Annotated in this window: 17 protein-coding genes and 1 tRNA gene; 12 read left to right on the forward strand and 6 right to left on the reverse strand. The window is 48.7% G+C overall.

Going from position 1 to position 20,552, the window contains the following annotated elements:
- On the forward strand, positions 1 to 960 hold a 960-nt coding region (locus L0156_25355; GenBank protein MCI0606328.1), incomplete at its 5' end, for a hypothetical protein.
- Positions 961 to 1,568: 608 nt separating this feature from the next.
- Here L0156_25355 and L0156_25360 read toward each other — a convergent pair.
- Positions 1,569 to 1,844, reverse strand: coding sequence for a hypothetical protein (locus tag L0156_25360; GenBank protein MCI0606329.1), 276 nt, complete (start codon positions 1,842 to 1,844; stop codon positions 1,569 to 1,571).
- 202 nt (positions 1,845 to 2,046) lie between these two features.
- On the opposite strand from L0156_25360, the gene L0156_25365 reads away from it, so the two are divergent.
- The 3 genes from L0156_25365 to L0156_25375 all read left to right on the forward strand — a co-directional run bounded on the left by L0156_25365 (position 2,047) and on the right by L0156_25375 (position 7,133).
- Positions 2,047 to 4,716, forward strand: coding sequence for a sigma 54-interacting transcriptional regulator (locus L0156_25365; protein ID MCI0606330.1), 2,670 nt, complete (start codon positions 2,047 to 2,049; stop codon positions 4,714 to 4,716).
- Between the two features lie 184 nt (positions 4,717 to 4,900).
- A complete protein-coding gene (locus L0156_25370) occupies positions 4,901 to 5,470 on the forward strand; it encodes a hypothetical protein (GenBank protein MCI0606331.1) in 570 nt (189 codons plus the stop codon).
- Between the two features lie 127 nt (positions 5,471 to 5,597).
- Entirely contained in the window at positions 5,598 to 7,133 is a 1,536-nt protein-coding gene (locus L0156_25375; protein ID MCI0606332.1) for a vanadium-dependent haloperoxidase, read from the forward strand.
- Positions 7,134 to 7,517: 384 nt separating this feature from the next.
- Here L0156_25375 and L0156_25380 read toward each other — a convergent pair.
- A tRNA-Leu gene (locus L0156_25380) sits at positions 7,518 to 7,603 on the reverse strand.
- A gap of 300 nt (positions 7,604 to 7,903) precedes the next feature.
- Between L0156_25380 and L0156_25385 the strand changes: the two genes are divergently transcribed.
- Entirely contained in the window at positions 7,904 to 8,347 is a 444-nt protein-coding gene (locus tag L0156_25385) for a protease complex subunit PrcB family protein (GenBank protein ID MCI0606333.1), read from the forward strand.
- Positions 8,348 to 8,439: 92 nt separating this feature from the next.
- On the opposite strand, the gene L0156_25390 is transcribed toward L0156_25385, so the two are convergent.
- The 3 genes from L0156_25390 to L0156_25400 form a co-directional block, all read right to left on the reverse strand.
- Positions 8,440 to 9,150: a PEGA domain-containing protein gene (locus L0156_25390; protein MCI0606334.1), complete on the reverse strand. Its 711-nt coding sequence runs from the start codon at positions 9,148 to 9,150 to the stop codon at positions 8,440 to 8,442.
- Between the two features lie 105 nt (positions 9,151 to 9,255).
- On the reverse strand, positions 9,256 to 9,855 hold the full coding sequence (locus L0156_25395; protein MCI0606335.1) for an OmpA family protein: 600 nt from the start codon (positions 9,853 to 9,855) through the stop codon (positions 9,256 to 9,258).
- A 4-nt stretch (positions 9,856 to 9,859) separates the two neighbouring features.
- Positions 9,860 to 10,738, reverse strand: coding sequence for a VWA domain-containing protein (locus L0156_25400; GenBank protein MCI0606336.1), 879 nt, complete (start codon positions 10,736 to 10,738; stop codon positions 9,860 to 9,862).
- 315 nt (positions 10,739 to 11,053) lie between these two features.
- On the opposite strand from L0156_25400, the gene L0156_25405 reads away from it, so the two are divergent.
- From L0156_25405 to L0156_25415, 3 genes are all read left to right on the forward strand, one after another.
- On the forward strand, positions 11,054 to 12,418 hold the full coding sequence (locus tag L0156_25405; protein ID MCI0606337.1) for a protein kinase: 1,365 nt from the start codon (positions 11,054 to 11,056) through the stop codon (positions 12,416 to 12,418).
- An 80-nt stretch (positions 12,419 to 12,498) separates the two neighbouring features.
- On the forward strand, positions 12,499 to 12,957 hold the full coding sequence (locus L0156_25410; GenBank protein ID MCI0606338.1) for a YbjN domain-containing protein: 459 nt from the start codon (positions 12,499 to 12,501) through the stop codon (positions 12,955 to 12,957).
- 74 nt (positions 12,958 to 13,031) lie between these two features.
- Complete coding sequence (locus L0156_25415; GenBank protein ID MCI0606339.1) at positions 13,032 to 14,504, forward strand: hypothetical protein; 1,473 nt, start codon at positions 13,032 to 13,034, stop codon at positions 14,502 to 14,504.
- Positions 14,505 to 14,554: 50 nt separating this feature from the next.
- On the opposite strand, the gene L0156_25420 is transcribed toward L0156_25415, so the two are convergent.
- Positions 14,555 to 17,071 (reverse strand): ATP-binding cassette domain-containing protein, encoded by a 2,517-nt coding sequence (locus tag L0156_25420; protein ID MCI0606340.1) that lies wholly within the window; start codon positions 17,069 to 17,071, stop codon positions 14,555 to 14,557.
- Positions 17,072 to 17,171: 100 nt separating this feature from the next.
- Here L0156_25420 and gatC point away from each other — a divergent pair, with 100 nt between their 5' ends.
- From gatC to L0156_25440, 4 genes are all read left to right on the forward strand, one after another.
- Positions 17,172 to 17,456 carry an Asp-tRNA(Asn)/Glu-tRNA(Gln) amidotransferase subunit GatC gene (gatC, locus tag L0156_25425; protein ID MCI0606341.1) on the forward strand — a complete coding sequence of 95 codons (285 nt, stop codon included), beginning with the start codon at positions 17,172 to 17,174 and terminating at the stop codon, positions 17,454 to 17,456.
- Positions 17,456 to 18,895 carry an Asp-tRNA(Asn)/Glu-tRNA(Gln) amidotransferase subunit GatA gene (gene gatA / locus L0156_25430; GenBank protein ID MCI0606342.1) on the forward strand — a complete coding sequence of 480 codons (1,440 nt, stop codon included), beginning with the start codon at positions 17,456 to 17,458 and terminating at the stop codon, positions 18,893 to 18,895. The genes gatC and gatA overlap by 1 nt, the downstream gene beginning before the upstream one ends.
- 302 nt (positions 18,896 to 19,197) lie before the next feature.
- Positions 19,198 to 19,863, forward strand: coding sequence for a site-2 protease family protein (locus L0156_25435; protein MCI0606343.1), 666 nt, complete (start codon positions 19,198 to 19,200; stop codon positions 19,861 to 19,863).
- Between the two features lie 6 nt (positions 19,864 to 19,869).
- On the forward strand, positions 19,870 to 20,552 hold a 683-nt coding region (locus tag L0156_25440; GenBank protein MCI0606344.1), incomplete at its 3' end, for a segregation/condensation protein A.

Raw genomic sequence — 20,552 nt, forward strand, 5'->3', positions numbered from 1 at the left:
CTGCATTGCTTCCTGAAGAATCAAAGTCACCAACGATTCTTGGTAATTACCATCTTAATCTTTGCGAGCGCAGAGACACTAAGTATTACTTACTTTCCGCTTCACCCAGGTAGATCGGACATGTTACCGCTAATTCAGGCTGCAGGATACCGTTTTCTGTCCGGAGGAAATCCTTATTCGACTTATTCACTACCACATTCAGTGCCTCTGACATATCTACCAGGAATGTGGATGGCGTACATACCAGCGGTGCTGATGCATTTCGATTTGCGGTTTATACACGCTGCAGCTATCGTATTTTCAGTACTGATCATTTATTGGGGAACAGAATCCAGTAGAAAGAGCATTGTTGCGGGTTTAGGAGGTATATTCCTTCTAACGCCATATCTTTTGTATCGACATGAGATTTACATAGGTATTTTATGGGTTCCACTCGCATTATTTTTATTGTTTCAACAGAAGAACAGGCCAATCTGGTCCAGTGCTTGGCTGGGGATTGCAGCCGGAGTTTCACAATTTGCATGGATTCTTGTTCCGTTGTCGGTCACAAATATCTATCGGCGTTTTGGAATAAAGATAGCAGCCCAGGGATCTGTTTGTTTCCTGGCAGTATTCCTGGCGATCCTAATACCTTTTGCGGTACAAACGCCGAAAGAATTCTATTCCGGCGTTTTTGCTCATTGGGAAAATACCTTTAACGCAACTACGTTAAATTTTTCGTATTTTGCCACGAAAGTTGTTCCCGGTGAATCACTGAAATATGTTCAGGTAATCGGCGTGCTAGCTATTTGCTTCTTGGCGAACAAAACAAAGAATCTTTCCACATATGTGTATGAATTCTTAACTTACACTCTACTGTTTTTTGTTCTATTGAATCCTTTGATATGGGTCTACTTCTATCTTAGTTTATTTGTTTTGATGATCATGGATGCTACACAAGCTAGTGTTGAATCTACTTAGAAAGCATTCCTCGGGCGAAAGTTACGACCGTTGATTGACTGTCAATACCTCCGAATTCTTGCGATTGGTTGTTGGCACAAATCTGGCACAAAAGCGTTCAAGCCGACCCATTTCTGGTCGGAAGTTAGCAAAGTACTGCCGAAGAGGTAGCACGGAAGTGCCGAAGAGAGGAAACGCCAATTCAAAAAAGAAATAAGTCCAAGGATTTCAAACATCATAAGTCTCTGTCGACAAATTTTTATTTGATTGTTCATAGTTGTTGATTGTTGCGCCATTTAACGAATGTTTGCCGCTTGTTGAAGGCACAAATTTGGCACAATTCTTTCTTACTTTTTAACACAACGCCAGCCGACAGAACAGCGGTTTCCTAAACCGAAGGTCGGGAGTTCAAGTCTCTCCAGGCCATTTGCGTCGCGTGTTTTGAGCGCCTCGATTTCCGCTTCAAAAAATTGGAGAAACATACGTCAGATTGTCCATGATTTTTTCTTTGCGCTTGTAATTTTGGCTAGCGCAGCATCACCGATTTCAGCAATCGCAAAAAATATTGAACGTGGATACCACAAAAGGATACTAACAAGCCATCAATTATCCACACATCCCAATCACGTTCACTTATTATTCGTGACTCGTATTCGCACGATCCATTCGCGCAAATACACAGGACAATCCCTAAGTTCCAAACCATGGGCTTCGCATTTCTCAAGGAATTCAACCGAAGGTTGGTCCACGAGTTTTACGTCACTCAGATCGAAAGCAATCTTTTGATTAGATTGTTGCAAGGCAAGAATTTCCTGCAACTCTCTGATTTTTTCACTTTCAATTCGACCGCTTAAAGTAAAAATTACAAATTCGGAAGTATTTGATTTCTCAATTCTTAAGACCATGGCTGAGACAACAGCAATACATGTGCCAAATGCGGATTCGTTGGCAAAATACAATTGAGAAGTTGTTCTGGTTCTGTCTCCAAATTAGTGAAGTATAATTATGGATAGTTCAAGCGCATCATCAAAATCACTATCGTTTGGCCTGGTGCAGCACGGTTAGGATTTGCAATAAGTCCAACCTTCATTGAACTGAGTAGAACCCATGCAAACTCGGATGGAGCAAGGCGGGCATTCCGGTAAGGAAATCCCTGTTCGGCTAACGCAGACATTGCGTACGCTGCTCAAGTTTAGCCGCACGCTGGCAGAAGCAGCCGATGAATACCACTTGCTTCAATCTGTTTGTAATATCTTTGTGGAGAATTTTGGATTTCGGATTGCCTGGGTTGGCTACGCCGAGGCAGATCCACAGAAAACAATCCGGCGTGTTGCGCAAGCCGGAGACAACGATGGAATTCTCCTGGATCTGGATCTGACCTGGGCTGAAGCCGATTCGAAACAACCTGCGAGCATGGCAATTCGCACTGGTCAAACTTGTTCCATGCCGGATATTCATATGCTTTCCCTTCCCCTGAAATCTGCTAGCAAGGCTTTTGGCGCACTCACACTGTACACCGACGATCCCCGTCAATTCGAACGAGACAACGTAAAGTTGCTGGAGGAATGGTCCGATATTTTCGCGCATGCTGTGATCACGTCGCGCCATGCCGTGTTGCGCGCGCAAGCGTTGCGACGTAGCGAAGCATACCTGAGCGAAGCCCAAAGGCTCAGTCTGACCGGCAGTTTTGGTTGGAACGTCTCGAGCGGAGAACTGTTCTGGTCGGATGAAACGTATCGGATTGTTGGGCTTGATCGAATGATCAGACCCACGTTTGAACAGGTACTGCAACGGATTCATCCGGAAGATGTCGTCTTTGTAAAGCAAACATTGGAACGCGCTGTACGCCAGAACACCGATCTGGATTTTGAACATCGATTCCTTATGCAGGATGGCTCCATCAAACACGTCCACGTTGTTGCGCATGCTTCTAAACAGGAAACAGGGAGCGTTGAGTATGTCGGAGCGGTGACGGATGTAACCGCCACAAAGCTGGCGGAAGAAAAAACCCGGAAAAATGAAAGAGAGCTCCGACAAATTATCGAAGCTATTTCTCCGATGATTGTTGTCCTGGCGCCGGAAGGACATTTTCTATATGCCAATGAACAAGTTCTCGAATATACCGGATGTACACTAGAACAAGTCGCGGCAGATGATTTTCGTGAGCGTGTCTTGCACCCTGAGGATTTCCAGCGACTACTGGAAGAACGGCAGCAGGCGCTGTCACTCGGTGTCCCGTTTGAGAAGGAGCAGAGAATCCGCAGAAAAGACGGGCAGTATCGTTGGTTTCTTACGCGTCTCAATCCGCTATTCGATGAACGAGGAAACATCATTCGATGGTATGGAACAGGCATCGATATCCATGATCGCAAGCAAACGGAAGACAAAATCCGGCAAGACGAAAGAGAGCTCAGGGAAATTGTTGAAGCCATTCCTCAGCTCATCAGCGTGCTAACACCGGATGGTCGTCTTCTTTATGCGAATCAAAAGGTGCTCGACTATACAGGCTGTACCCAGGAAGACGCTATAGCACCAGGCTTCCGCGAACGGGTGATTCATCCAGAAGATGTGGACAGGCTCACGGATGAGCGTCAGCAATCGCTTTCACGCGGAGTGCCGTTTGAAATTGAGCAACGAGTACTCCGAAAAGACGGCAAGTATCGGTGGTTTCTCGCGCGGTTCAACCCTGTACGGGATGAACAGGGACACGTCATTCGATGGTACCTCACGGCAATTGATATTAACGATCGGAAAGAAGTGGAAGAAAAGGTACGGAAAGAAAATATCGCGCTCCGCGAAGAGATCGATAAAACATCCATGTTTGAAGAAATCGTCGGCGTTTCGCAATCCTTGCAGACAGTACTCTCTCGTGTTTCCAAGGTGGCGCCGACCAATTCCACGGTGCTCATACATGGTGAGACCGGAACCGGCAAGGAACTCATTGCGCGCGCCATCCACAAACGTTCAGAACGTTTCTCACGCGCCTTTGTCAGCGTCAATTGCGCCGCGATCCCTTCCTCGTTGATCGCGTCGGAATTATTTGGTCATGAAAAAGGGGCATTTACCGGAGCTGTGCAGCGGCGGCTTGGGCGTTTCGAATTGGCTGAAGGAGGAACGATCTTTCTGGATGAAATCGGGGAACTTCCGCAAGAAACGCAGATTGCACTCTTGCGAGTGTTGCAAGAACGCGAATTCGAACGCGTCGGCGGGACTCAAAGGATTCGAGCCGATGTTCGAGTCATTACCGCCACGAATAGGGACCTGCAAGCCGCAATAGCAGCAGGCACGTTTCGAAGCGATCTGTTTTATCGACTCAATGTGGTTCCTTTTGAAATGCCGCCGCTACGCGAACGAAGCGAAGACATCCCGCTGCTGATGGAGTATTTCATCGATCGTTATGCCAGTAAAGCGGGTAAGAAAATACGCAGCGTGAACAAAAGAACGCTGGATTTGTTTCAGTCGTACTCCTGGCCGGGTAACGTTCGAGAGCTCCAGAATGTGATTGAACGATCGCTGATCTTCTGTGACACGGATACCTTTTCGGTTGATGAGAGTTGGCTTTCCCCCCAGTCAATCTCAATTCCGGAAACCAGCCAACAACTCTCCGAAACGCTCGCGACGCGTGAGAAACAAATGATCGAAGCTGCAATGGCGGACGCCGAAGGTCGCGTGTCCGGGCCTAGTGGTGCCGCAGCCAAATTAGGTATTCCGGCATCGACTCTGTATAGAAAAATCAAATTGCTGAAGATCAACAAACATCGTTTCAAGAATACCTAGAAAGCTTAGGCTCTCCCGCTTAGTATTTCACCACTTTATCTCCACACTTGAGAAATTTTCTCAGAGATGGCAAAGCTGTAATTTAAGTTTCCCAGTGTTTTGAAGCATTTAACGCTGGCATGCCGATTGCGCTAGAACAAACTGGTTTCAAAAAGAAATCAGCAAAAAAAAGGAGAGACTAAAAATGAAAAGGAAAAATCGTTTTGCGTACGTACACGCAGCGTTCAGAATCGCTGCACTAGCGTTGTTGGCAATGTCAATGTTCATCAGCAGCGCCAGCGCCGCAGAAGTAAAATCACAAATGGTGATCCCACTAGTCGGCACAGGTGATGGTGCCGGCGCCACCGGGCAGCTTCAGATTAAAGGAAAACAGTTGACAATCACGGTGAACAACGCACCTCCAAACCTGAGGTTCAACGTGTTCTTATCCGTGACTGCGACAGCAAACCGTGTCCCGGCAACCTGGATCGGAGACTTCAGAACGGATTTGTTCGGCAATGCGAAGTTCAAGCTCAAGGGCATGGACGTGACCAAAGCCTTCGGTTTGTTCACGATTGGCGCTCCAACTAATACAGCGACCGGTGAGACGTCTTGCGGGGCTACTGGGGCCGGCGTAATATGCGGCGTTGCTCAATTGAACGCGCTGCGCATCTACTTCGCCGACCCCGTTTCCGCGACGACCAGGTCTTTCGATCGAGACGGCGTATCCGGAGCATTGCTGTTCACTGGCGTTGTGTTCGACGTCAGCGACTAAGTCCTATCACGTCCAGAGTTCTTCCCGCCCGCGGCCTGCTCCAGATTTGACCCCGGAGCGAGCCGCGTGGTGTGGGAGGCTAACGAAACCACGCGCTAATCAGGTTGCTGAACGGGAGTGAAAACTTATGAATTCTGAAATCAAGTTCGCAAGCATTTTAAGCTTCATCTTTATAATTTTTGCATGTTTTGCAGGAACGACTTCTGCAACAGATGTCGAAGCTCAGGGGTTTCGGCGCGGCCACCGGGAGGCGCTGGGAGCGCGTTTCGACGCCTCCGCGTCACAGGAAAAGCAGGCCATAGAACCGGCAGCCGGTCTGGACTTAATTCATCGTTGGAACTCGATTGCCATCAATGCAAGTGGACTCGATCATACGCCGGTGGCACAAGGTGAAAACCGTGTTTTTGGCGAACAGTTAGGCCCCGGACGTTCCAGCCGGGCGATTGCAATCGTTCACATCGCGATCGTTGATGTGTTAAATGCTATCGTTGGCGGTTATGAAAGTTATACTGGCATTGCTTCAGCGCCTGCCGACGCTTCTTCAGACGCCGCCATTGCGCAGGCTGCTAATGATACTCTCATGGTGCTCTTTCCATCGCAGAAAAAGAGTTTCGATCACCTTCTTGCCCAAGATTTAAATCAAATTCCAAACGGGCCCGCCAAGTCGCATGGTGTTCATCTCGGGAAGAAAGAGGCAAAGGCCATTTTGGTTCTTAGAACACCGGACGGCTCACAACAGGCGGAGCAGCGCGTCGGCATTGAATTCATCTGCAGCATAAAGCCCGGCAAATGGCGTCAGGACCCGATTAGCATGATCCCGCTCGCGCTGGGAGCATACTGGAAAAATGTCCAGCCATTTGTAATTAGGTCCGCCACTCAATTCCGAGTTTCGCCTCCGCCTGCTTTGGCTAGCCCGGAGTACGCCGCTGCGTTCAAAGAGGTAAAAGCTCTTGGAGGTAACGGAAAAAATACGCCGACGCGTCGCACAAAAGAGCAGACCAGGATCGGAATCTACTGGGCTTATGATGGAACCCCAAGTCTCTGTGCGCCACCGCGGTTGTACAACCAGATTGCGATGCAAATTGCCGACCAGATGGGCACGAATGGTATCGAGCTTGCTCGTCTGTTAGCTCTTGTGAACACGGCAATGGCTGATGCGGGGGTCGCGATTTGGGAGTCCAAGTATCATTACCAGTTTTGGCGCCCGATCACCGGGATTCGCGAAGCCGATATAGGAACAGGGCCTACTGGCGCCGGCGATGGCAATCCCGCGACTCACGGAGACCCGAAGTTCTTACCGCTCGGAGCTCCTGCCAGCAACCTGCAGGGTCCCAACTTCACGCCGCCTTTTCCTGCTTACCCATCCAGACATGCAGGTTTCGGGGGCGCACTCTTCGAAATCCTGCGCAAGTTCTACAAAACTGACAATATTGCTTTCACGTTTGTATCCGATGAGTTCAATGGTGTAACAATGAACCATCGCGGACGTGTTCGCCCGCTCATTCCTCGCAGTTTTTCCTCACTCTCGCAGGCTGAAGAAGAAAATGGACAGAGCCGAATTTACCTGGGGATCCATTGGGCCTTTGATAAAACGAAAGGGATCGAGCAGGGCAGACGTGTCGCAGATTACGTATTTAAGAAAGCTTTCGTACCAGCGCAATGAATGAATACAATCTCAGGAACGTTTGATCCAGAAAACTATGGTTTGAAAAGAAAAATTCAATGTTCTAAACATGATCTATAAAATTCATACTACAAAAATCATATTTACGGTAATGTAAATGCAACGACTGACGAAGACAAAGCGCGTTTACCTATTGTTGACTTATTAGATGTTCCCTGGTGCTTACCAATGAGACGTAATGGTGAGATGCGACAACGGTGAAAACTGGCTTCCCTCGTTGAGTCCTTGTAGAACTGATTCTTCCTAAACCGTGCTGTTGGAAAACGGAAAGGACATGGCACAACTCTGACACAAAAGCCTTTGATCGGATTGATTTGTCGTCGATAGATTAAGAAAGAGGTCCGAAGAAGTAACACGGGATTATGCCGAAGAGAGGACTCGAACCTCCACGAAGGATAACCCTCACTAGACCCTGAATCTAGCGCGTCTACCAATTCCGCCACTTCGGCAATACTTTCACCGCAGAGTACGCAGAGAGCGCCGAGCCAAGAATGAATTGTTCTCTGGTTACTCAACTCAAGAGCACGAAATTATACCACGATAGACTCGTGATTTCCGGGGCCATTTGCAAGTAGAAGAATGATGAATTCACCACGGAGTCACGGAGGACACGGAGCCGGATGTAAAGGGCGCTGCTAACAATCAAATCTTCACGGATGTCCCGTCAGAATTTTGACGAATTCCAAACAGTCATAGAGAAGGAAATTGCTGGAATGCGTTTTGCTGGTTGTGCGGGCTAGAGGTAAAAAATGAAAACGAGAAATTCTTTATATCTGTTACTGATTTCGTTCTTGCTACTTGCCGGTTGTGATGCTTTTCAGGACGCTGATCCTTACCCCTATGATGTTTTGGCGCAAGGAACAAGTAGTGGCATCAGGACTCCGGTGGAGCAAATCATAGACACGAGAACTGAGTGGCAGCAGTTCTGGCAAATGCACACATCGCGAACAAGTCCTCCGCTACCGCTTCCGGAAGTCGATTTTGCTGCTTCTCTGCTTGTCGCGCTCTATGCCGGCGACCAACCGACCAACGGCTACTCCATTGCCATCATCGCTGTAAGAGAAAAAAATTCCGATGTGCGCATCGACTACAGAATAGCCGGGTCCGGGGGTCCGCTTCCCACTGTAACTCAACCCTTTGCGATTTTGAGAATGCAAAGGCCAACAGGAGGCATCAGCATCAGGAAAGGCTAACCGATAAAGAGAAAAGGAGATAATCCAGATCGGAGGATTGACCGGATAATTTTTATTTTCTCTGCGATCTCTGCGGTGAAATAACTACGACTTTATGGGAGTGATGTGGCGAAGCACTGATTAAAAAGTTTCCAGAAAACTTTATCCGACGAAAATCGAAAATGGACAACCCCACTTCGTTTTGGCTTATTTACTGCGTCTACAATGAGCGTCGCAGTCTTGCCTGTCCAATCAACATCGCGGATTGCTATCAATTCACGGTATATTTTTCCGAATCTGCCTTTTGATTCGTTGTAATCCCGAAATTCATAGATGAAACCACTGGGAGCATGCAACGTATAGTACTTTCCTTTGGTTTCGTCAAAATGCAGCATCGGATCTCTGCTGGTGAGGCGCACGTAGGCCGGAGGTAAGATGTAAAATTGCTTTCCTTCCAACCTGGTTGCTGTGTCAAATTGAATACCGGGCCGGGGCGATTCGGGATTCCATGCCGGAGTAGTGGAATTCTGTTTCTTTGTGAGAGTGGGACTCAAAGTAAGTTCGGAATCAGCCAGAATATCGACCGGTCTTTTCCAGTCCTCATATCCATTCAAGCTAATTCGGATTTCATGCTTGCCGGCTTCAATTTTAAGGACCGCGGGCGCGTTTCCAACAAAGGCATCATCCACGAAGATATCAGCCCCTTCAGGAGAACAATTAACCCAGACGGTAGCAGTTTTTTTGTCAGAGTCTTCTGATTCCAGCGCGTTCACCAAAAATGCAGCGCAAAAGAGTAGTAGCAAAGCGAGACGGAGCACTTTCATAGAACAATGGTAAAAGCGTCTTTGCGTTGACTCGCGTCGCTGCGTCTCCGCGTCAAAGACGCGAAAACTCGAAGACGCGTCAACGCGTCGACGCGAGTCATTTCGTTATTCCAGAACGATTATCACAACACGCCGGTTCGTGGAACGTCCTTTCTTGGTTTTGTTATCAGTAAGCGGGCGGGTTTCCCCGTAACTGATTGTAGAGATTCGGTGCAGCGGGATGCCATTTTCCGAAAGATACCGGCGCACAGCATCAGATCGCTCCTGGCCCAGTTTCATGTTGTAGTCTTCTGTGCCAAGCGAATCGGTGTGTCCCTGAACCTCTATAAATACGTTTCTGTTGTCTGCCTTCAGTTGCGTGATCAAACTTTCCAGAACATTACGAGCGTTGTCTGTTAATTCGGATTGATTGAACCCAAACCGAACATCTTCATCCGTCAAAGTGATCTCATAGAGAAGCTTTCCTTGCGCGAGTTTTTCAGCAGCCTGAGCGCGTTCCATTGCTTCTTTCGTTTCTCTGGACAGGTCAGAAATTTGCGAATCATGCTCTTTGAGACGGACCTGATTCTGTTCTACCGAACTTTCAATAGTCTCCATCTCCGTGTCAATTCGATCGACTTCCTTGCGCACTTGCTTCTTTGTGGCGCATCCAAGAGAAACGACGAAAAGGCCTATGACGACTACTATCAGCATTCTATGCAACATGTGATTAACCTCCATGGACTACCGAGTACCTGACTCGTACCCGGTGATTCGGTTTTTTAGTCTTTAATTCTACTTTGCCGTAGGACGAATGGGAACCTTGGGGTACATACCCAATATAGTACTGATATTTGAGATCTTCAAATATCTTTGCCGTAGCAAGATCCAGTTCCTCACCCATGGACGGGTCGATGGTGAAGTACAATCCGCCGGTGGATTCCGCGATGAGCACGAGGGGCTGAGGATCAACTTCTTTTTCCTTTCCCTCTTCTACCCATTTACTTCGAATAAGTTCGAATGCATAAATCGGGATTTCAACCGCTCCGGCCATCCTGGTTGCTTCCTCCATATTGAGGTCACTGCGCGTATCGACTCCGTCGGACAGCAGCATGATCCCTTTCTTTCCCACATTATGAATTAATAAGCGGCTGCAGTATGCCACAGCGTTGCGAAGGGCAGTTCCTCCAAAAGGTTTCAGCTTTTCCATCCGGTCCAGCAATCTTTGCTTATCCTTGGTGAATTCCACCAGCAGCTCCACGGCCCCATCGGCAAAGATCAATAGAGCAACCTCATCCTCCTGTTTCAAGCGGCCAACGATTCCGCGAACGACCTGTTTGGCAACGTCAAACTTGTGAAGCATGCCCATGCTGCCACTGACATCAAGCAGGAATGCCAGATTTACCGGCTCCGTAATGTCCGCTGAAAAATTTGTGATTGTCTGCCTTTTTCCATCGACGAACAGCGAGAAATCTTCTTGTTTCAGGGCATGCACAGGTCTTCCTTTTTCGTCACGAACAGAAGCGTAAAGATTTACAATTGATACGCTCACCTCCTGCGTAAAAGGTGGGATCTCAGTTTCTTCCTGGGCGAAGAGGACCGATGGCATTATTAAAACCAGTAACAGCCTGACCAACATAAACACTATGATAGGTGCACTCAAGTCGAAGTGCCAGAGTAGTGGCAGAGCATTTTCCGGAGCGATCTGACTGACTTGCCCAATAGTAGAAAGCTTAATTGTTTCCCCGAATCTGGTGATGCCGAGAAAATGCTCTGCAAAATATTGGATGCAGAGCATTCGCTCTCTAGAAGCCGGCTCATATTGTTCCTGAGCATTGTGACGATTTAGCTCTATTCACTGAGAACGGCGAATGCTCTGCCACTACTTGCTGAGTGCCGGGTGATATACTGTCAGCGCGGGGCAATGTATATCATTACTTCGGGGACATACCTCGGCCGTTTTGTGCTTCTTCATCTTCTTGGAAAGGGGGGAATGGGCGAGGTGTGGCGCGCACAAGATCCTCGTTTGGGCCGTGAGGTGGCGATCAAGATTTTGCCTCTGGAGCTTGCGAAGGATCCGGACAGTCAGGCCCGTTTTGAACGTGAATGCAAGATTCTGGCTGCTCTGAATCATCCTTGTATCGCACAAATCTATGAAGCTGGAGAAGAAACTCCTGTCTCGCCGGGAGATACACCCCCTAACGAAAAGATTTCCTTCATTGTTATGGAACTGATTGAAGGAAAAAGTTTATCTGACATTCTTCAGACCTCGCAGATGCCGGTTTCTGCGGCGGTTCGCCTTGGCCGTCAAATTGCAAAGGCGCTTGCCGTTGCTCATAAGGCAGGCATTGTTCATCGGGATCTGAAACCGGCAAACATCATGGTTACTTCTAAAAATCAAGCGAAGGTTCTGGACTTCGGATTGGCACGACCTTTGTCTTCAACCGGAGCGCCCATTCTTCCGGAAGTTACGGTGCCGGGAATGGTCATGGGTACGGCAGCGTATCTTTCGCCGGAACAGGTGAAGGGAAATCCGGCGGATAGCAGGAGCGATATCTGGTCGCTCGGCTGCGTGCTCTATCAGATGATGTCGGGGCGGCGCCCCTTTCCCAGCAATTCCGTGCCTGAAATTCTTGCAGGGATTTTGCGCGATGAGCCGAGCGATCTGAAGGATTTGAATCCGAACCTGCCCGACTCTCTGAATGAACTTGTAAAAAAATGTTTGGAAAAGGATCCGGCCAAAAGGCCTCAGACGGCGTTCGAAGTCTCAACCACATTGAAATATATCGGAAATGAGCTGCGCGCGCCCGCCGACCGGAAACCATCTCCCGTTGCAGCGCAGCCATCTGCAGATCAGACCCTGCCGAATCCGGTAAACATTGAGACGATCAATCGATATCTGAAAATGATCGATACTTCCTATCCGCAACTTCCCATACGGAAATCCGGAGCAAGTTTTGTCGAACTTCTGCATAAAGGATCAAAAGTCGGTATTGTCATTACCAGCAAACCGCTGGATCGTTACGATTTGATTGCCTTTGTTTCCCCTATTTTTAGGATTCCTTCCGTGAATGTGCTGGCTTTCTACAGGAGATTGCTGAGCTTATCGAACGGTCATACAGATGTTGCACAATTCGCAATTGATCCACACGAACGAGGTGTGAATCTTACGTGTGTTCGCATCTGTGCGCATCTTGATTTCAGAGAATTTCAATATACTCTCGATGCATTCAGTCGAGTACAATCAAGCATTCATTCAGCTTTAAAAAACGAATTTGCCCTTTCATAAGTGATGAGCAATGAGTTATGAGTAATGAGTCCCGCTTAACATGTCTCATTACTCATTACTCATCACTTTGGCACTGATATATGCCTCGTTACGAAAGCAGTCAGACAATCATTACTTTTATTCGGCGTTTGAACGCCCCGTTTTCGGGATTCTCATCTCAAATGATCCCGATGGAAGAAGGAATGACGCAAATGTTGCTGGGACAGATCAGCTACGTGGACAATAAGATAGCGCTTGCAATCTTCACGCGCCCCTCCGATAGACAGGATTGTGTTGTCTTTTCACGTCCACTCTTTCACATTCCGGAATCGGGACAGCTGGATCTGTTTGAACAGTTGCTCTTCTGGAATAACGGCGCAAGCGAAATGGTTCATTTTGCAATTGATGAGCCGTTGAATACAATTAATCTTGTTTGTTTCCGGACAATGGAAGGAATGAGCTTCCAGGAATTCCAACGTTGTCTGGAAAATATTGTGGTTGTAGCAAAAAATTCTTCGAAGCGACTCCAGCCGGAATTCGGCCTGATGCGATTGGGATAATGGTGAAGGGTTTGAAGTTAAAAGTTTTTAGTGCGCTCATTTTCTTTCTTTTTCTATCATTTTGCTACGCTTCGATGACCATTTATTTTAAGGATGGCACGAGTCGCGATGTTCATAAGATAACGTTTCGTGGCAACGTGGCAGAACTTTTTCTTATCGATGGATCCATCGTTACAGTCCCGGTAGAAAAATTGGATCTTCCTTCGAGCGGCATTGGAGCTCCGGTGGGCACGTACGGCACTTCTAAAGTTACAGGGAGTCGCCGCCCCGCTTTATCAGATAAGAAGGGAGTTTTGGGCGATCCGTTGAAACAGACGAGATTGAAAGAAGAGTGGGCGCGTTCGGAAAAGATCGCCACCGTAACGAGCAGCATTGGCCCAATGCAAAGAGGCGACACCGTTAAAATTGTCGGTGAAACGACTCCTAATACCCGGCCTTCCCGCGAAGATTACTATGACCAAACGGAATTTGAATATGATGCAGAGAGTCGCCGTTATCGCTTTCGCGCAAAGGACCTCGATCATGCGTACGTGGTTGTCTACAAGAATCAGGATGGGACTTATGGCAAGCGACTATTCGATGCAGTAACCTTCAATTCGCATTTTCAATTGAAGGAGGTCCCAAAACCTCAACCTACGATGCCTGAGTATCCTGTGATTCCTGATAAGAAGGATCCGGATGTGCGGGAAACCACTCCACTTTCAGGTCCACAGATAAAGCCCGAGTCAACTGAGCCGGAAACAACGGAACAGGAAGCGCCTCCGGCCGTTCAGCAACAGGAAGAAACGACTCTCGCCGAGCAACCGGAAACTGAACAGAAACCGGTCGAAGCCGAGAAACCTTCTCGTCGAAGCTCCTGGATTGCGTATGCCATTTTTATCGCTGTTGTGCTTGCCATCGGTCTGGGCGCGTGGTTCATTCTTGCAAGAGGGCAAAGACCATACATCGATGCATCGAAATTTTCACGATATGAAGACGACCTGAGAGAATTTGAAATCGCGATCTGGCTGCGGAATGGAAAAACGGCCGACCAATTGATGGAGATTTGTCTCAAGAAATTCTATCAGGACAGTCCTTCCATTCTTTCGGTTTGTAACAGAATGCTGAAAGGAACCCAGAAAGCGCTGGTTATTCCGTTCATAGCAAAACAAACGAATCGATCTGTCGTTGAAGCGGAAAGAATTTATGATCAGATCCATAACCAGATGGAACGGATCCGTCATCTGATTCAAGATGTTTCTCAAAGGACCGGAATTAGCCCGGCAAAACCACCTGTGGAAATTACACCCACGACCGCATCGAAAGGTACAGTGCCGACACCTCCGCCGCTGCCCAAGCACGTACAGGTTGCGTCCCAACAACCTGCTCCCGTTGCGGGAAACTCAACTTCTTCCGTAGCGTTGAATCCTGTCTCGTCACCTGACAGGCCTGTCAGTGCGCACTTGATTGAACCGCAATCACCGATGCGCACGGCCACCGATCTGCCTTCGTACGCGAATAGCGTCCTGAATCAGATTAGCTTTCTTTCTTCGCGAGAGGAGAAGTAAACAAAGTAGCGCGGGCCTCTGGCCGGCGATTCGCAGGCGGGACGCCCGCGTTACAATGCTAAGAGTTGTTTATCTTTCCGGTGCAATTGCGCATAGCTTAAAACCAGCAGCGAGATCGTGAAGATGCACAGCACGATCCAATCCACGCGTGGGGAGTCGGGGCGGTCGATCCATACGAAGTGTTTGGCTTTGGCGCGCAACTCTTTTTCCGTGTGTTCTACTTTCAAACGAGAAGCTTCCATGCGGTCCTGCTCTTTCCGTAATTTTTGCAAGGTGCGATTGGCCCTTGTTTGTAAATCCTGCAGCTCGCTTGGATAATACTTGTCCTCCATATCGCGCAGGGTTGCCTTCAGCTCATTCTGATAATGGACCATGTCATCCTGAATCTCCTTCATCCTGGCCTGTCCATCGTCGATTTGCTTTTCTAACCTGTTTCGATAGGTATAACTGGGAAGCTCGAATTCCTTTTTCATCAGGTTGTAGGACCACTTGCTGATCATCAGCTCACCGATCGGTTTTTGAATTCCCACAAGTTCCCCAAACACTCCTGAAAACAGAACTTGAGGAATCAGCAGAATCGGAACCATTGCAATCGCTTTGTCGGGCGAATTCACAACTGTGCTGACAAGCAGACCCATAGCTATTCCAGCAATCCCGCACAGCAAGAGTGGCCAGTACGCTCTAAGAAAATCAGTGGGCACTAGAGACGCCAGCACCAAACATTGAACAAAAACCAGTATTGAGAGAACAAAGAATTTTGAGCAGAGATAAGGAACGATTGACAAATAGACCATTCGTTCCCGCCGGTAGAGCGGAAGTTCCTTGCAAATTTCACGCGCCGAATTGTTGCAGCCAAACCAGAGCGCCGCCAGGGTCATCATAAAAAGCCGGTGGCTCAAGTTGGAAGTGGCGATCACAATAAAAAAAGCAATGAGCGGGGCCTGAAGCAGCAAAATCCCTGTATTTTTCTTATCGCGCAGGATGATATTCAGGTATCGTCTGGAAAGTGTTCCCCATTGTGAAATTCGTTCATGGGCGGATTCCTGGATCGTTCCGGGGGAAGAGGCCTCTTTGCGTTTGGATGGCAATACCTGGTCCCGCAATTGCGAGACTTCCTGTTGGTGGAGCGCTGTTGCGTGGAATTCATTCTGCCAGTCTTCGGCAGGTCTTTCTTTGATTTTGGAATAAAGACTCCCTATGGATCGGATGCGGAAAAAACTTCTTGCTTGTTCAGGCGAGCCGAAGAAGATTAAGCGTCCGTAGTGCATCATGGCGATTTTTGAAAACATATCAGCGTGTTCCAGAAGGTGCGTGGTCATGATGGTGATTCGGCCATCTTGCGAAAGACGTTTGAACAGAATCATCAACCTTTCATCCAGCGAAGGATCCAGTCCTGAAGTCGGCTCATCCAGAAATAGAAGTCCTGGCTTTGTCAGGAGCTCGATGGCGATGTTTACTCGTTTGCGCTGGCCGCCACTGAGCTGATGAATTGTCTGCCTTTCCTGTTCTTCCAGCTCCAGTTCTATCAAGGTTTCCCATACGCGCGCTTTTCGCTCCTTTTCGGACATATCAGCCGGAAGGCGCAGTTTTGCCGCATACATCAATGTTTCATGAACGGACAGATCGCGGTGAACAATATCATCTTGCGGGACGTAGCCGATGTTCCGTTTGAAAAGCGGAAAGTGGGAGAAGACTTCCAGGCCGTTGAGCTGAACGCGCCCGCCCAGTGGATAAGTCTGACCGCTCAAACACTTCAATAGCGTGGTCTTTCCGGAGCCGCTGGGTCCGATTAAACCTATTAATTCATTAGAAGCGCAGGAAATCGTCACACGATCCAGAATCCGTTTTTCGCCGGCTGTCATATTAATTTGCCAACCGATCAAGCGGCTCTCGCGCTGGAATGTGTAAACATTCAAAAACTCTCCCGTGTAAATCAGGAAGTAGGGCATGATCACAACCGAATCGCCCGGTTGCAGGTAAGCTTTCCGGATCGGGACATCGGAAACATAGGTGCCATTGGAGCTTTGCAGATCTTCTATGTAAACGCTTCCCCCTTCGCGTTGGATGCGAGCATGGAAAGCCGAAACGGTTGGATGATCCAGGATCAGATCCGATCTTGCATTCCTGCCAATTACCATAGGAAAAGTCACGGGTTGCTGCTGAACGAATGCAGAAATTTGCATTTCTTGCAAACGTGGCACGGGAGCGCTTGTAACGGAAGCAGGCGCGGCCGCGAGGGGACGGAGAAGCATTGCATGCTGTGTTGGATCGGATCCACTGATGGCGGTGCAATGAAACGTGATGTTTTCAATTGAAAATACTTCGCCCGGTTTTACAACTGCGTTCCGGCAAGACCTGCCCTGATAATAAAAGGACGTGCCCGGCTCGATGGCCGAGAGGATTAAAGAGTCTTTGGTGTATTCAATGCTCAGATGATGTGGAAGAATACCGGATTCAGAGACAGTCAGATCGCTCCCTCTGCTGCTTCCAAGCGTGTTGGAGCCGATCTTCAGATGGAAGATTTGTTCCTCGGGAGTCTCGGGTGATTTAACGAGAATCAGCTCCATGCTGCATCTATTATAAACAAAGTAGCGCGGACGTCTCGTCTGCGGCGGCTCGCAGGCGGGACGCCCGCGCTACTTCGTTTACATACTATAATTCTTGCTTATGAAAGTGGATCGGGATCTGGTTTTACAGATTGCAAAGCTTGCGCACATGGAGCTGACCGACGAGGAAGTTCAGCTGTTTACCACGCAGCTCGGCAGCATCCTGCAATATGTGGAAAAGCTGAACGAGGAGTCGGAGCAGGCGGAACCATTCGTGTTTGATGAATTGTTGTCTCTACCTTTCAGGGAAGATATTGTTATTCCTTCTTTGACAATCGATGCATCTTTGCAGAACGCTCCTGACCGCAAGAAGAATTTTTTTCGCGTTCCCAGGATTATTCCGTGATTGATCTCTTCCGGGCGACGATTCAAGATCTGTTACGCGCGTATCGTTCAAAAGAAACATCTCCGGTGGAGGTCTGTCAAACGTTACTCGAACGGATCGATCGATACGATTCCTCGATTGGCGCTTTTTTGCGAATCGATCGTGAAGGCTTACTGGAGCAAGCCGCACAGGCCGCAAATAATCTTGATCGCCCTTTAGCCGGCGTGCCGCTTGCAATCAAAGACAATATTTCCACACAAGGCCTTGAGACGACCTGTGGATCGCGAATTCTGCAGGGATACAGACCCCCCTATGATGCAACGGTGATTTCCCTGTTGAAAAACGCAGGCGCCGTCATTCTTGGAAAAACCAACTGCGATGAATTTGCGATGGGTTCGAGCACCGAGAATTCCGCATATCAACAAACGCGGAATCCCTGGAACACCGAATACACTCCGGGTGGTTCGTCCGGAGGCTCGGCAGCAGCGGTCGCGGCCGGATTTGCTTTCGGAGGATTTGGATCGGACACGGGTGGATCGGTCCGGCAGCCTGCCTCTCTGTGCGGCATTGTGGGACTGAAACCCACTTACGGTCGCGTTAGTAGGTATGGATTAGTAGCATTTGGTTCGAGCCTTGACTGCATCGGTACATTGTCCCGCTCGGTGGAAGATGCCGCCCTCCTTCTAGAAACGATCGCGGGACACGACCGGAACGACAGCACCAGTTCCACAGCTCCTGTTCCGGAATATTCAGCGATGATGAAGCATGCGCGAGTGCTAAGGGTCGGAATTCCACGGGAGTACTTTGGGGAGGGAATCGATCCGGAACTTGCTGGAAAAATCGAAAGTAGCCTCGAAAGCATGGAACGGGCTGGAATCGTAAAATTGCAATCGATTTCCTTACCGCACACGGATTATGCGATTGCGGCTTACTACGTGATTGCTACGGCCGAGGCTTCTTCCAATCTTTCACGGTTTGACGGTGTGCGATACGGATACCGGGCAAGCGATACCAATCTCCGGAAAATGTATGCTCGCACGCGCGCCGACGGTTTCGGCGCCGAGGTAAAACGCAGGATCATGCTGGGCACCTTTGCATTGAGCGCCGGATATTATGATGCTTACTACATGCGCGCTTCGAGAATCCGTTCGTTAATTGCAGAAGATTTTCGCAGAGCATTTGAAGAAGTGGATTTGATTTGTACTCCCACGTCGCCGACTCCTGCTTTTCGATTGGGAGAAAAGGTGGACGATCCGTTATCCATGTATCTTTCCGATGTATATACGGTGACCATGAATTTAGCCGGGTTGCCTGCGATTTCGGTGCCATGCGGATTGCACAGCTCCGGGCTGCCGGTCGGCTTGCAGATCATCGGAAATTATCTGGATGAAACGACCATGTTCGCGCTCGGCTCCTCATTTTTAAAAAAATTCCCTATCACATTACCGGAGTTATCTTGAGAAATGTAGCGCGGGCGTCCCGCCGGCGAGCGTGCGCAGGCCAGAGGCCTGCGCTACTTTGGTCGCTCGGCTCCTCATTTTTAAAAAAATTCCCTATCACATTACCGGAGTTATCTTGAGAAATGTAGAGCGGGCGCCTCGCCGGCGAGCGTGCGCAGGCCAGAGGCCCGCGCTACTTTGGTCGCTCGGGGCCTCATTTTTAAAAAAATTCCCCATCACATTACCGGAGTTATCTTGAGAAATGTAGAGCGGGCGCCTCGCCGGCGAGCGTGCGCAGGCCAGAGGCCCGCGCTACTTTGGTTATGAAGTGGGTTGATTTGATTCAGTTCCTGGTTCAGTACATGTTCTTTTTACTTTCAGCGGCGGTCCATGAAAGCGCGCATGCATGGTCTGCTTACAAGTTCGGAGATCCGACTGCGAAGCTTCAAGGCCGCATTTCTTTGAATCCAGCGAATCACATTGACATATTGGGAACCGTAATTATTCCGTTCATGGTTTTTCTATCCGGTGTACCGATTATTGGCTGGGCTCGTCCGACTCCGGTAAATCCGGAAAACTTCTCGAAGCCGCGCCGCGATAGCATGTTTGTAAGCGGCGCAGGTCCTGTTAGCAATCTCCTTAGCGTTCTTCTTCTTGCGGCGTTATGGCATGCAGCGTACGCTTTTGCAGCAGTGAATTCGCAGATCGCAATCCTTTTCTGCTATGTGTTCGGAATGGGTATTGCCGTGAATTTGATGCTTGCAGTATTTAATCTGTTGCCGATCCCTCCTCTCGATGGGAGCGGAGTGCTGGAAGGCCTGCTGCCTGAAAGTTTGTTGCGGCAATATGCTAAAATTCGACCCTACGGGTTTATCATCCTGCTTCTGCTGTTTTACCTGACTGGATTGAGCACCTGGATCTGGAGGATCATAGAATACATTGGAAAATGGCTGGGAGTGGCATGGTTTTCACTGGAACAGATTTGGTGAGGAATGATGGATTCTACGAAACCGCTTGTTGATCTCGATATTTTTCAAGGTCCTCTGGATCTACTTCTTTATCTGATTCAAAAGAACGAAATCAATATCTACGACATCCCCATAGCCACCATCACCCAACAGTATCTGGAACATCTGGAGCTGATGGAGGAATTGAATCTGAACGTTGCCGCTGAATTTATTCTCATGGCCGTGCAGCTCATAGAAATGAAGATCCGCATGTTGCTTCCGAAACCGCCTGCAGAAGAAGAGGATGAGGATTTACGAAGGCCGCTTGTGGAACAGCTATTGGATTATCAGAAGTACAAGATGGCGGCGCTGCATTTGAAGGCGAAGGAAACAGAAGGGGAGTTCTACTGGGCGCGTCCTCCGGTTTATGATCCCGATGCCGACCGCGAAGAGCTTGTGGAAGCCAGTTTGTACGACCTGGTTCATGCGTTTGCCGTGTTGTTGAAGCGAACGCAGAAAAAACATGCGCTCGCCATTGAGCCGGATCAATTTACGGTGAAGGAAAAAATTCAGGAGCTCAGCGAGTTTCTGGAACAGAAAGAGAGTTTCAGTTTGAATGAGTATGCGAGCGAATTGCAAACGCGAATCGAAATGATCGTTCTATTTCTGGCTATCCTGGAGATGCTTCGATTGAGTATGCTCCGGATCTATCAAGGGGAAACCTTCGGCGA

It is taken from the genome of bacterium (assembly GCA_022616075.1).
Taxonomy (GTDB): Bacteria; Acidobacteriota; HRBIN11; order JAKEFK01; family JAKEFK01; genus JAKEFK01.